Origin of the sequence: Streptomyces sp. NPDC048192 (genome assembly GCF_043202415.1) — a bacterium.
GTDB lineage: Bacteria > Actinomycetota > Actinomycetes > Streptomycetales > Streptomycetaceae > Streptomyces.
Genome location: NZ_JBIDAL010000003.1, coordinates 367,742 through 380,416, shown reverse-complemented (window position 1 = coordinate 380,416; position 12,675 = coordinate 367,742). Strand labels below are relative to the sequence as shown.

The 12,675-nt window shown below is 74.1% G+C and carries 12 protein-coding genes and 1 riboswitch; of the genes, 5 read left to right on the top strand and 7 right to left on the bottom strand.

The window, feature by feature from the left end; translation table 11 throughout:
* Positions 1 to 27: 27 nt before the first annotated feature.
* The 3 genes from ACGFZN_RS07355 to thiO all read right to left on the bottom strand — a co-directional run bounded on the left by ACGFZN_RS07355 (position 28) and on the right by thiO (position 2,192).
* On the bottom strand, positions 28 to 822 hold the full coding sequence (locus ACGFZN_RS07355; RefSeq protein WP_393857508.1) for a thiazole synthase: 795 nt from the start codon (positions 820 to 822) through the stop codon (positions 28 to 30).
* A 3-nt stretch (positions 823 to 825) separates the two neighbouring features.
* Positions 826 to 1,026, bottom strand: coding sequence for a sulfur carrier protein ThiS (thiS, locus tag ACGFZN_RS07350; protein WP_393857688.1), 201 nt, complete (start codon positions 1,024 to 1,026; stop codon positions 826 to 828).
* Between the two features lie 2 nt (positions 1,027 to 1,028).
* On the bottom strand, positions 1,029 to 2,192 hold the full coding sequence (gene thiO, locus ACGFZN_RS07345) for a glycine oxidase ThiO (RefSeq protein WP_393857507.1): 1,164 nt from the start codon (positions 2,190 to 2,192) through the stop codon (positions 1,029 to 1,031).
* Positions 2,190 to 2,301, bottom strand: a riboswitch (TPP riboswitch). Its footprint overlaps the gene before it by 3 nt.
* 183 nt (positions 2,302 to 2,484) lie before the next feature.
* Between thiO and ACGFZN_RS07340 the strand changes: the two genes are divergently transcribed.
* The 5 genes from ACGFZN_RS07340 (at position 2,485) to ACGFZN_RS07320 (ending at position 7,011) form a co-directional block, all read left to right on the top strand.
* Positions 2,485 to 3,717 (top strand): NAD(P)/FAD-dependent oxidoreductase, encoded by a 1,233-nt coding sequence (locus tag ACGFZN_RS07340; RefSeq protein WP_393857506.1) that lies wholly within the window; start codon positions 2,485 to 2,487, stop codon positions 3,715 to 3,717.
* A 139-nt stretch (positions 3,718 to 3,856) separates the two neighbouring features.
* Positions 3,857 to 4,222, top strand: a complete 366-nt coding sequence (locus ACGFZN_RS07335) for an Rv2175c family DNA-binding protein (protein ID WP_393857505.1) — start codon at positions 3,857 to 3,859, stop codon at positions 4,220 to 4,222.
* A 93-nt stretch (positions 4,223 to 4,315) separates the two neighbouring features.
* Entirely contained in the window at positions 4,316 to 4,963 is a 648-nt protein-coding gene (gene thiE, locus ACGFZN_RS07330) for a thiamine phosphate synthase (protein WP_393857504.1), read from the top strand.
* A gap of 150 nt (positions 4,964 to 5,113) precedes the next feature.
* Positions 5,114 to 6,037 carry a methylenetetrahydrofolate reductase [NAD(P)H] gene (gene metF / locus ACGFZN_RS07325; RefSeq protein ID WP_393857503.1) on the top strand — a complete coding sequence of 308 codons (924 nt, stop codon included), beginning with the start codon at positions 5,114 to 5,116 and terminating at the stop codon, positions 6,035 to 6,037.
* Between the two features lie 56 nt (positions 6,038 to 6,093).
* Complete coding sequence (locus ACGFZN_RS07320) at positions 6,094 to 7,011, top strand: hypothetical protein (protein WP_393857502.1); 918 nt, start codon at positions 6,094 to 6,096, stop codon at positions 7,009 to 7,011.
* Between the two features lie 34 nt (positions 7,012 to 7,045).
* Here ACGFZN_RS07320 and ACGFZN_RS07315 read toward each other — a convergent pair whose 3' ends face one another.
* The 4 genes from ACGFZN_RS07315 to ACGFZN_RS07300 all read right to left on the bottom strand — a co-directional run bounded on the left by ACGFZN_RS07315 (position 7,046) and on the right by ACGFZN_RS07300 (position 12,572).
* Positions 7,046 to 8,554 carry a phytoene desaturase family protein gene (locus ACGFZN_RS07315; RefSeq protein WP_393857501.1) on the bottom strand — a complete coding sequence of 503 codons (1,509 nt, stop codon included), beginning with the start codon at positions 8,552 to 8,554 and terminating at the stop codon, positions 7,046 to 7,048.
* 394 nt (positions 8,555 to 8,948) lie between these two features.
* Positions 8,949 to 9,578, bottom strand: coding sequence for a TetR/AcrR family transcriptional regulator (locus ACGFZN_RS07310; protein ID WP_393857500.1), 630 nt, complete (start codon positions 9,576 to 9,578; stop codon positions 8,949 to 8,951).
* A 56-nt stretch (positions 9,579 to 9,634) separates the two neighbouring features.
* Complete coding sequence (locus ACGFZN_RS07305; RefSeq protein ID WP_393857499.1) at positions 9,635 to 11,719, bottom strand: YhgE/Pip family protein; 2,085 nt, start codon at positions 11,717 to 11,719, stop codon at positions 9,635 to 9,637.
* Positions 11,706 to 12,572 (bottom strand): ATP-binding cassette domain-containing protein, encoded by an 867-nt coding sequence (locus ACGFZN_RS07300; protein ID WP_393857498.1) that lies wholly within the window; start codon positions 12,570 to 12,572, stop codon positions 11,706 to 11,708. Before ACGFZN_RS07300 ends, ACGFZN_RS07305 begins: the two co-directional genes overlap by 14 nt.
* Positions 12,573 to 12,675: the final 103 nt, after the last annotated feature.

The window sequence follows — 12,675 nt, the reverse complement described above, 5'->3', positions numbered from 1 at the left end:
TGCAGCACAGCTGTGACGGCGCCGCGATCAGAATGCCGGCCGCTCGGGATCCAGGCGGGCGCGTCCCTCGCTAGGGGAGGAGGCCTCGGCGAAGTGCCTGCGCGGAATCCGTCCGGCCAGCCGGGCCAGCCGGCCCCCTTCCACCGCGTGCCGCATCGCGGCGGCCATCGTCTCCGGCTCCTGCGCCCGGGTCACCGCCGAGGCGAGCATCACCCCGGCGCACCCCAGCTCCATGGCGAACGCCACATCCGACGCCGTGCCGGCCCCCGCGTCCAGGATCACCGGCACGCGCGCGTGCTCGACGATCAGCTGGAAGTTGTGCGGGTTGCGGATGCCCAGCCCGGACCCGATCGGCGAACCCAGTGGCATGACCGCGGCACACCCCACGTCCTCGAGCCGGCGCGCCAGCACGGGATCGTCATTGGTGTACGGCAGCACCGTGAACCCCTCGTCGACCAGCGTCTCCGCCGCATCCAGCAGCTCCACCGGATCCGGCAGCAGGGTCCGCTCGTCGGCGATGACCTCCAGCTTGATCAGGTCCGTGCCCAGCGCCTCGCGCGCCAGCCGCGCGGTCAGCACCGCCTCGCCCGCGGTGAAGCAGCCCGCCGTGTTCGGCAGCACCCCGATGCCCAGCTTCTCGAGCACCGACAGCACCGAGCCGTGCACGGACGGGTCCACCCGCCGCATCGCGACCGTCGTCAGCTGCGTGCCGGACGCGGCCAGCGCCCGCTCCAGCACGTCCAGGCTGGGCGCCCCGCCCGTGCCCATGATCAGCCGCGACGACAGCGTCGTACCCCCGAGGACCAAGAGATCGTCGGCCATGGCTCAGCCTCCCTGGACCGCGGTGAGGACCTCGACCCGGTCGCCGTCGGCGAGCGCCGTGGCGGCCCACCGCGCGCGCGGGACGACGGTCTCGTTGACGGCGGCGGCCACCCCGGACGGCGCCGGGGTCAGCGACCGTACGACCGCCTCGAGGGCGGTGCCCGGGGCGATCTCCCGGCGCTCTCCGTTGACAGAGATCGAGATGTTCATGCGGGCTGCTCCACGAGGGCGGGGGCGCCGAAGCGCCGCGGCGTGAACGGGCGGGCCTCGTCCGGCAGTTCGCCGTCGGCCAGCAGCCGTGCCATCACATCGCCGGTGACCGGCGTCAGCAGCACCCCGTTGCGGTAGTGCCCGGTTGCCAGCAGCAGCCCGTCCAGCCCGGACGGGCCGAGCAGCGGCGCGTTGTCCGGGGAGCCGGGGCGCAGCCCGGCCCGGGTCTCGGTGAGCGGCAGCTCGGTGATGCCCGGCACCAGCTCGTGGGCGTCGCGCAGCAGCTCGTACACCCCGCCCGCGGTGACGGTCGTGTCCCAGCCCAGCTCCTCGCTGGTCGCGCCGACGACCAGCTCGCCGTTCTCCCGCGGCAGCAGGTACACCTGGCTGCCGCGGACCACGGCGCGCACGGTACGGCTGAGGAAGGGCGCGTACCGGCGCGGCACGGTGAGCCGCAGCACCTGCCCCTTCACCGGGCGCACCGGCGGCAGCAGCGCCTCGGGCACGCCCGCGAGCCGCCCGCTCATGCTCCCGGCGGCGAGCACCACCTGCCCGGCGCGCAGCGCGGTGCCGTCGGCGGTGGTCACCCCGGCCGCCCGGCCGCCCGTGACGTCCAGCCGCTCGGCCCACGCGCGGTGGAAGGCGACGCCCGTGCGCTCGCAGGCGGCCACCAGGGCCGCCGTCAGGCGCCGCGGGTCGATCTGGTGGTCGCCGTCGACCCGCAGCCCGCCGCGCACCCCGGGCGCCAGCATCGGCTCCAGGCGCCGGCACTCCCGCCCGGACAGCCACTGCGAGTCCAGGCCCGAGCGCTGCTGCAGCGCGTGCAGCTCGCGCAGGTGGGCGCGGTCGTCGGCGTCGAGCGCGACCGCGAGGGTGCCGCAGCGGCGGTAGCCGAGGTCGTGGCCGGTCAGCTCGGTCAGCTCGGCCGCGAAGCGCGGATAGCGGCGGGCCGACTCCAGGTTCAGGGCGAGCAGCGTCTCCTCGCCGTAGTGCAGTTCGGTGACGGCGGCCAGCATTCCGGCCGCGACCCGCGCGGCCCCGCCGCCGGGCTCGGGGTCCACCACGGCCGTGGCCAGCCCGCGCTGCGCCGCGCGCCAGGCCGTGACCAGGCCGATGATCCCGCCCCCGATGACGAGGACGTCGGACGTACGTGACGACATGGGCGTCCAGCCCCTCCCTTCGCCGGCATGACCCGGATCAGGTTCGTACGGTCGGAGGCCGCCAGCCTCCCTCTCAGCCCGGTGCGTCCGGGCTCCCGCGAGTGCGTGTACGGGGGCCACCCTAGCCCGCCGTCCGTGCCGCCCGTAAGAGCGCCCCCGGCCGTGCGCGGCCGTCCGGTCGGCACCCGGGAGGGTGAGCCGCCGGGGGACCGGGTCCTGCTGCCGGGGGTGTGGAGCAGGTCACCGGGCATGGCCGCTGACTGACGCTCCGTCACGTGTCTATGGTGATCGGGTGGGCGAACAGACAGCACAAGAGGGCACGTCACAGGGGCGGCACGTGGTCGTGGTCGGCGCGGGCATGGCCGGCGTGCAGACCGCGGTCGCGCTGCGGGAGCAGGGCTTCACGGGCGCCGTCACCGTGATCGGCGCCGAACCGCACCAGCCGTACGACCGGCCGCCGCTGTCCAAGGCCGTGCTGCTCGGCAAGGCCGAGGACTCCGCCTTCGACGTGGACTTCGACTCCCTCGGGGTCGAGCTGCGGCTCGGCTGCGAGGTGCTGGGCCTGCGCCCCGCCGAGCGGGAGCTGGACACCGAGCAGGGCCCGGTGCCGTACGACGTCCTCGTCCTCGCCACCGGCGCCGAGCCGGTCACCCTGCCGGGCACCGAGGGCGTGCCCGGCGTGCATCTGCTGCGCACCCTGGACGACGCCGAACGGCTGCGGCCGGTACTGGCCCGGCAGCACGAGATCGTGGTCGTCGGGGCCGGCTGGATCGGCGCCGAGTTCGCCACGGCCGCCCGTCAGGCCGGGTGCGCGGTGACCGTCGTGGAGGCCGCCGACCGGCCGCTCGCCGGCGCCCTGCCCGCCGAGGTCGCCGCCCCCATGGCCGCCTGGTACGCCGACGCGGGCGCCGAACTGCGCACGCACGCGCGCGTGGAGCGCGTCGAGCCCGGCGCGGTGTTCCTCGCCGACGGCACCCGGCTGCCCGCGGGGGCCGTCGTCGTCGGCATCGGCGCCCGCCCCGCCACGGCCTGGCTGGCCGGCTCCGGGGTCGAGCTGGGCCCGCACGGGGACGTGCTCGCCGACGCCCGGCTGCGCACGTCCGTGCCCGGCGTGTACGCCGTCGGCGACTGCGCCTCCTTCCCCTCCGCCCGCTACGGCGAACGGCTGATGGTCCACCACTGGGACAACGCCCTGCAGGGCCCGCGCACGGTCGCCGCGGACATCCTCGGCGAGACCTCGGCGGTCTACGACCCGGTGCCGTACTTCTGGTCCGAGCAGTTCGGCCGCTTCGTCCAGTACGCCGGCCACCACCCCGCCGCCGACCGGCTGGTCTGGCGCGGCGACCCGGGGGGCCCGGCGTGGACGGTGTGCTGGCTGTGCGAGGACCGGCTGGTGGCCCTGCTTGCGGTGGGCCGACCGCGTGATCTCGCGCAGGGACGGCGCCTGATCGAGGCGGGCAGCCGTATGGACCCGGCGGCCCTGGCCGACCCCGGAAAGCCCCTGAAGGACGCGAAGGCCGCGTGACCGTCGCGCCGAAGGGCGCGCGGAACGGTCACGGCGTGCCGCCGCGCGCGAGCGAGCAGGTCACCGCCGCGCCCCGCCGGGCGACACAGCCCGGCACGACGCATCGCGACCGGACCGGCCGAGCGCCTACCCTGGTGCCGTGACCGAGATTGACGCAAAGATCGATGCTCTCGTCCCCGCCTGGCTCACCCTCCCCGACATCGCCGAACGGCTCGGCGTGGAGGTGACGCGCGTGCGGCAGCTGGTCAAGGAGGGCCAGCTCATCGCCGTCCGCCGAGGTGAGAACCGGGCGCTGCACGTCCCCGCCGCCTTCATCGACGGGGACAAGGTCGTCAAGGGCCTGTCCGGCACCCTGACGCTCCTGCGGGACGACGGCTTCACGGACGAAGAGATGATCGAGTGGCTCTTCACCCCCGATGACACCCTGCCCGGCACCCCCGCGCAGGCCCTGAGCGAGAATCGCGGCACGGAGGTGAAGCGCCGCGCCCAGGCGCTCGCCGTCTGAGCCGACCCGCACCACAAGGGGTGGCGTGCGGGCCGCAGTGCCCGTACGCCACCCGTGACAGCAGCCAGGGACACCGATCAGGGGGACCCACGTATGTCCGACGCCGCGCGTGCCGCGCTCACCGACGCCCGTCTGTACCTGTGCACGGACGCGCGCACCCGCCAGGGCGACCTCCCCGAGTTCCTGGACGCGGTCCTGGCCGGCGGCGTCGACATCGTGCAGCTGCGCGACAAGGGCATGGAGGCCGCCGAGGAGCTCGCGCACCTGGAGGTCTTCGCGGACGCCTGCGCCCGGCACGGCAAGCTGCTCGCGGTGAACGACCGCGCGGACGTCGCCCACGCGGCCCGCGCCGACGTCCTGCACCTCGGCCAGGGCGACCTGCCGGTACCGGCCGCCCGCGCCGTTCTCGGCGACGAGGTGCTGATCGGCCGCTCCACGCACGCCGAGTCCGAGGCGGCGGCCGCCGCCGTGCAGGAGGGCGTGGACTACTTCTGCACCGGCCCCTGCTGGCCCACCCCCACCAAGCCCGGCCGGCACGCGCCCGGCCTCGGCCTGGTCCGGTACACGGCCGGCCTGGGCACCGACCGCCCCTGGTTCGCGATCGGCGGGATCGACCTGGCCAACCTGGACGAGGTGCTGGACGCGGGCGCCCGCCGGGTGGTCGTGGTCCGTGCGATCACCGAGGCCGGCGACCCGGGAGCGGCCGCGGCGGAGTTCGCGAAGCGCCTCCGGCAGCTCTAGGAGCGGGCCGGCCGTTCCGGGAGCGGCGCCGGCCGTTCCGGCGGCACCATTGTCCGGGGTTTTGTCCAAGGAGTGGACAGCAACCCGGCAATCCGGGCAAATCGCCGTCCTCCGGTTGGGGGACCGCCCACCCCTGGCTAACCTGCCCGTATGGCCCTCGGAACCCCCTCCACCAGGACTGATCGCGCACGCACCGTGCGCGACATCCTCGCCAGCGGCAAGACGACGTACTCGTTCGAGTTCTCGGCGCCGAAGACCCCCAAGGGCGAGCGGAACCTGTGGAGCGCGCTCCGGCGGGTCGAGGCGGTCGCGCCCGACTTCGTCTCCGTGACCTACGGCGCCGGCGGCTCCACCCGCGCCGGCACCGTCAAGGAGACCGAGCAGATCGTCGCCGACACCACGCTCACCCCGGTCGCCCATCTCACCGCGGTCGACCACTCCATCGCCGAACTGCGGAACATCATCGGCCAGTATGCGGACGCCGGGATCCGCAACATGCTCGCCGTGCGCGGCGACCCGCCCGGCGACCCCATGGGCGAATGGGTCCCGCACCCGCAGGGCCTGACCTACGCGGCCGAACTCGTCCGTCTCATCAAGGAGTCGGGCGACTTCTGCGTGGGCGTCGCCGCCTTCCCGGAGATGCACCCCCGTTCCGCGGACTGGGACACCGACGTCGCCCACTTCGTGGACAAGTGCCGTGCGGGCGCCGACTACGCCATCACACAGATGTTCTTCCAGCCGGAGTCGTATCTCCGGCTGCGCGACCGCGTCGCGGCGGCGGGCTGTGACACCCCGGTGATCCCCGAGGTCCTGCCCGTCACCAGCGTGAAGATGCTGGAACGGTTGCCGAGGCTCAGCAACGCCCGCTTCCCGGACGCCCTGAAAGAGCGGATCCTCACAGCCAAGGACGATCCGGCGGCGGTACGCTCCATCGGTATCGACTTCGCCACGGAGTTCTGCGCACGGCTGCTCGCCGAGGGAGTGCCCGGACTGCACTTCATCACGCTCAACAACTCCACGGCGACCCTGGAAATCTACGAGAACCTGGGCCTGCACCACCCCCCGCAGGCCTAGACCGGCCGCACCGCGATACGACACACTGCGTAGCGGTCACTGGGAGAGGGGCGTACATGGGCTGGACGGTCCTCTACATCGCGTTCGGCATCGTCGCACTGTGGTTGCTGGGCGAGGTGCTGCTGCAGTACAAGGCGCGGCTGCGCTGGCGGCTGCTCGCCTTCGCCGGCTTCCTCGGCGTCGTGCTCGGCGTGCTGATGCCCTCGGTCGTCGTCATCGGGCTCGGCGCGATCGCCTTCGCGGTCGGCCAGACCTATGTCACGCTGTCGTTCCGCCGCGGCTTCGCCGCCGGCTGGGCGGTCAAGCGCCCCGACGCGGACGGCGAGGGCGGCAGCAAGCGCCGCCGCGGCAGGGCCGACCGGCACGACCCGGACCTCGACGGCGCCGAGCCCGCCGGCCCGCAGGACGACCGGGACGCCGAGGGCCACCACCCGGACCACGGCGCCTACGACGAGGACTACGACCGCGACGACGTCTTCACACCGGCCTCCCGGGGCGCCGAGCCCACCGCCGCCGGGACCACCGCCGTCTACGAACCGCAGCCCCTGCCCGAGGACACCGGCTCCTACGGCGTCTACGGCGACACCGCCTACGCGGCCGCCACCCCGTCCCAGGGCACCGACCAGCAGAACTACGCCTACGACTACTCGGGCTACGCCCAGCAGGGCTACGGCTACGACACCGGGGGACAGCAGGCGTACGCCAACTACTCCGACCCGTACATCGGCAGCCAGCCCTACGGCGGCGCCGCGTACGACACCGGCTACGCGCAGCAGTACGCCCAGCAGGGCTACGCCCAGGAGCAGTACGGCGGCGGCTACGGCGAGACCCCGGCCGGCGGGGTGTGGGTGCCGCAGCAGCGCACCGACGAGACCTACGGCGGCGAACTCCCGCAGGAGCAGCCGTACCCCTACCAGGGCCACGCCGAGCAGCCGCAGCACGGCGCCGGCTACGACGAGCAGTACCGCTTCTGAGGCGAGGAGCGCCCACCCCGAGGCCGCGCCCTGCTCACTGCGAGCCGCGGAACCCGGGGCCCTCCACGATCAGCCCCGCCACCAGCGCTCCCGACATGCCCGCGTGCGGCAGGCCGCCGCCGGGGTGCGACCAGCCGCCGACGGTGAGGAGACCGGCCACGGCGGTGGCGTTGCCCGGATGCAGGAAGCGCCCGGCGCCCGCCGCGAGCGCCGGGGCCGGTATCGCGCCGCCCACCGCGCCCGTGGCCTCCTCGACGGCGGCGGGGGCGAGCACCTCCGTCCAGAGGATGCGGTCCCGCAGCCCGGGCACGGCCCGCCCGGCCGCCTCGATCATGTGCCGCGCATGGCGGTCGAGCATCTCCCGGTCCTGCTGCCAGGGACCGGCGGGGACCACCGAGGACAGGACCACCGCCTCATGGGCGGTGTCCGGCACCAGCGCCGGGTCGTCCGGGCGCAGCACGGTGACCGTCGGACCCGCCACGGTCCCGCCCGAGCCGCCGAACACCAGCTCCCGCTCGGCCTCCCGATCGCGCGCGTGCACCACGGTGCGGTGCGCCGTGCCGTCCGGCCGGCCGCCGCGCAGCGCCAGCAGCACCGTGAGCCGGCTCGTCCGCCCGGGCTGCGGCGGGACCCCGCCCGCGCCGCGCGGGGCCGTGCCCGGCAGGAACCGGCCGAGGGCGTCCGGGGCCACACCGGCCACCACGACGTCCGCCTCGGCCACCGTGCCGTCCGTCAACTCCACGCCCGCCGCCCGGCCGTCCTTCTCCAGGATCCGGGCGACCTCCGCGCCGAAGACGAACTCCACCCGCCGCCGCACGCAGCGCTCGTACACCGCGCGCGCCAACTCCCGGACGCCGCCGCGCACATACCAGGTGCCGAAGGCGTGCTCCATGTAGGGCAGCACGGCCGCGCTCGCCGGGGTGGTCCGCGGATCCAGGCCGTAGCCGAGCGCGGCGCCGTCCAGCAGTGCGGCCAGGCGCTCGTCGCGCAGCTCCCAGGCGCCGATCTCGGACAGCGTGCCCGCCCGCCGGGTGCGCAGCAGCCGCTTGTGCGGCACGGCCGGATACGGCTCCTTCTCCGCCAGCACCTGCCAGTCGGGCCACAGCGGCTCCTCCAGCAGCGGTCTGCGGGTGCGGTCCCAGGCCTCCCGGGCCCGCACCAGGAAGTCGCCCCAGCGCTCGCCCGCTCCCGCGCCCAGCGCCTCGTCCAGGGCCTCGACCACACCCGCGCGCGAGGCGTTCGGCAGCGACACCTCGGTGCCGTCCGCGAACACATGCCGGGCGGACGGATCGACCTGGACCAGCTCGACGCAGTCCTCCAGCGGCTCCTTGCCGGTCTTGACGAACAGATCGCGGTACACGGCGGGCAGCGTCAGCAGCCCCGGGCCCGTGTCGAAGCCGAACCCGTCCCGCTCGAAGCGGCGCACCGCACCGCCGTACGTGTCCGTGCGCTCGTACACCGCCACCCGGTGGCCCGCGACGGCCAGCCGGGCGGCGGCCGCCATCGCGCCCATCCCGGCGCCGATCACCGCAATCCGTGCCATGCCTGCGACTCTACCGACCGCCACCGACAATCCCGGCCGGCGGGAGATCCCCGGGGCGGGCGCGGAGGCGTACGGCTGAGTATCCGTACCTAGGCGCCGAGATGAGTATCTGCGCGGATGGGCCGGCACCCGCGGAGACGGGAGAGTGGAGGCACGGCAAGGGGGCAGGCCCGGCACCGCCGACACGGGGCGGCGGAACGGCGCCCGCCGCCCGGCCGCTCCTTCCGCCGATCCGTCGGCGGAAGCGAGTCGGGGGACCCGGGGGACCACCGCCCACGGGGGACCACAGGGGGAAGACCGTACGGGGGAGTACGGGGAGTCGGGAAGGCGCCGGTCCGCACGCGGGCCGGCGCCTTCCCCATGTCCCCTGCGGGCGCCCGCGTGCGTGCCCCGCTCAGCCCTTTCCGCTCACGCGTCCCTGCAGCAGTCTGGACAGGGCCGCGTGGACGTCGTCCAGGGAGCGCTCCGGCTGGAAGGACTTCCAGTCCAGCGCGGCCACCAGCACCATGCCGACCAGCGCGGCCGCCGTCAGCTGGATGTCGATCTCCTCGCTGAACTCGCCGGCCGCCACGCCCTCGCGCAGCACCCCCTCGACCACCGCGACGGCCTCCTGCCGGACCACCATCAGCGTGGACTGCCAGGCCCGGTTGGTGCGCCACAGCTCGGCCACGTACAGCTGCGTGAAGGCCGGATAGCGGTCGATGAAGACCAGGCCCGCGCGGACCATCGCGTCCAGCGCGTCAACCCGGCTGCCGCCCGCCCGCGCGGTCCGCTCCGCCGCCTCCTTCAAGGAGGCCGTGAGCAGACCGACGCCATGCCGCAGCAGCTCCTCGAAGAGGACCGACTTGCTCGCGAAGTTGTAGTAGACCGTGCCCTTCGCGACCCCGGCCCGCTCGGCGATCTCGTCCACGGTGGTCGCGGAGAAGCCCTGCTCGGCGATGAGCGTGACGGCCGCCTCGTAGAGCTTCTGCCGGGTGGCCTCGCGGCGGGTGCTGCCGCCGGACCTGGTGCTGCTGCGTTCCATGGCCCCGATTCTCACAGGTACGCGCGCGTGCGGTGACCGCGCGGGGATCACGGACGTCACAGACTCAGCTCCGGGTGCAGCCGGTCCGGCGTCCACACCTGGCGGCGCCGGGCCGCGACGGCGGTCAGTGCGAGCGCGCCCGCGGTGAAGGCGGCCAGCACCGCGCACGCCTGCCAGACCGGGCCGAGCCCGCCGCCCGTGATCAGCCGGCGCAGCGCCGCCACGATGTAGCTCATCGGCAGGAACGGGTGGATCGCGTTGAAGAAGCCCGGGCTGGTCTGCACGGGATAGGTGCCGCCCGCCGAGGTCAGCTGGAGCATCAGCAGCGCCAGCACCAGGATCCGGCCCGCCGCCCCGAAGCGGGCGTTCAGCCACTGCACGAGGGCCGCGAAGCACGCCGCGACCAGGACCAGGAAGCCGATCGTGCCGGCCGCGCGCAGCATCTGCAGGCCGATCGCCCAGTGCAGGACGGCCATCAGCGCGGCCACCTGGAGCACGCCGACCGCGGCCACCGGCAGCCAGTCCGCGAGCGCGATCCGCCAGGCCGGCGAACCGGCCGCCAGGGCACGCCGGTTGAGCGGCGGGATGAGCATGTAGGCGACCATCGCGCCCACCCACAGGGACAGCGGGATGAAGTACGGGGCGAAACCGGTGCCGTAGTTCGGCGCCTTGTGCAGGTCGCGGGAGGCCAGCTGGACCGGGTCGGACATCACGCCGGTGCGCCGGTCGCGGTCCTTCTTGTCGTAGTCCGGGATCTTCCCGGCGCCGTCGTGGAGCCCGCCGGCGAGCTTGGCGGAGCCGTCGGACAGCTTGTAGAGGCCGCCGTTCAGGGTCTGGGCGCCCGACGCCGCGGTGCCGATGCCCTTGTCCAGCGTGGCCGCGCCGGTCTGGGCGGTGCCGAGCCCGGTGTGCAGCTTCTTGGCGCCGGCGGCGACCTTCTGCGCTCCGGTGTTCAGCTCGTCGATCTTCGCGACCGCGTCGCTGACGTCCTCGTACAGGTGCGGTGCGCGCGCCTGGAGGGCCTCGGCCTGCTGCTGGAGGGTGCCGAGGTTGTCCCGCATCGTCTTCAGGTCGCCGTCCTGGTCGGCGATCAGCGTGTCGAGGTCGTCGGCCACGGCAGCCACGTCGGCGGCGGCCGTCTTGGCCCGCTTCAGGTCGGGGCAGGCGGGGTCGGGGATGGCCGCCTTCTCGCAGCGCGTCCGGTAGACCTCGTCCAGCACGTCCGAGGACGCGTGGGCGGTCTTCGCGGCGCCGGGGGCGAGCTTCACCATGACGTCCAGGTTGTCCTTGACGGTCTTGGCCGAGTCGGCGACCAGACGGGCGGTGTCCCCGATCGTCTTCTCGTTGTCCTTCAGGTAGGGGCCGGCCTTGCCGTAGACGCCGTCGACCTTGTCGGCGAGCGCCTGGGTGCCGTCGGCGACCTGCCGGGAGCCGTCCTGGAGGTCGCCGGCGCCGGTGTTGAGCTTCTTCAGGCCCTTGGCCAGCCTGTCGCTGCCGTTCTTGGCGTCCTTCAGCCCGTCGGCGAGGTCCTTCGATCCCTTCTCCGCCTTGCCGATGCCGGTGTTCAGCCGGTCGGCGCCCTTCGCGGCGGTGACAGTCTTGTCGTGGATGTCGGAGAACGAGACGAAGATCCTGTCCAGGAAGCCGCGGGAGGCCTTGGCGGAGGCGGCCGAGCGGACCTCGTTGAAGACGGTCCGGGAGATCTGGCCGACGATGTAGTTGTTCGCGTCGTCGGTGCGCACCTGGAGCGCGCCGGTCTCCGGGGAGTCGCCGGAGCTGGAGGCGATACGGCGGCTGAAGTCGGCGGGCATGGTCAGCGACAGGTAGTACGTGCCGTCCTCGACGCCCTTGCGGGCCTCCTCGTCGCTGACCTCGTGCCACGCGAAGGTCCGGCTGTCGCGCAGCCCGGCCACGATGTCGTCGCCGGCGGTGATCCGCTTGCCGCCGGCCGTGGCGCCCCTGTCGTCGTTCACCAGGGCCACCGGGATGCGGTCCAGGCGGCCGTACGGATCCCAGAACGACCACAGGTACAGGGCGCCGTAGAGCAGCGGCAGCACGAGCAGCGCGACCAGCGCCGCGCGCGGCAGCCGCCCGCGCCCGAACCGCCTCAACTCGAGCGCGGCCAGCCTAGGCGTGCGCATCGACGTCCTCCTTCGGATCACTGTTCCGGGCCTGCGTGCTGCTGTGCGCGGGGCTCTGCTCGCCGCTGCCGGCGTCTCCCGCCCCGGCCGCCCTTCCGGCGTCCCCCGAGCCGCCGGTGCCGCCGGTGCCGTCCTCGTCCCGCGCCGCTGTGGTGTCCTTCGTCCCGGTCCGTACGGCCACGCAGTCGTCGGGGGCGGTGCGGCAGACGGCCGCCACCGTCGTGCCCGCGCGCGCGAGCGAGCGCAGCAGTGCCCACAGCTCGGCGCGCTCGGTGTCGGAGAGTTTGGTGTCGATGTCGTCGACGCCGAGCAGTCCGGGCCTGCCGAGCAGCGCCAGGGCGATGGACAGGCGCAGCTCCTGGGGCCGTTCCAGGTCGCGCACGGCCGTCCGGGAGCCCTTGGGCAGCGTTTCGAGGTCCAGTCCCGCGGCGGCGAGGGCCGCGTCGACGCGCAGCCGGGCCTCGTGCACGCGCTGGGCGCGGGGGCGCAGCAGCTCGCGGAGGGAGTCGCCGAAGCGGCTCTCCAGCAGGGCCCGCTCCCGCAGGTGCTCGCCGACGGTCAGCGCGGGCTCGAGATCGGTCACCCCGGCCACGTTGGCCACCGCGCTGACCCGGCGCAGCCGGGCCATGTGCCGGGGCAGTTTGAAGCCCCCGATGGTGGCCACTCCCTCGGTGGGCTTCATCCGGCCGGTGAGCGTGAGCAGCAGACAGGTGCGGCCGGAGCCGGACGGCCCCTCGATCGCGATGAGCGAGCCGGGTTCCGCGTCGACGGCGACGCCTCGGAAGGCCCACCCCCGTGGTCCTTTCAGCCCCAGGCCCTCTGCCCTGACGTCCACGCCGTCCGCGCCGTCCACAGGTCCCCCTGTCCCTTCGTCGTGCCGGTGAAAGCAATATTGAACTGACTGGTCAGTGCAAAAATACGCCCGAACCTACGATCGATGCAAAACCCCAGGTCAG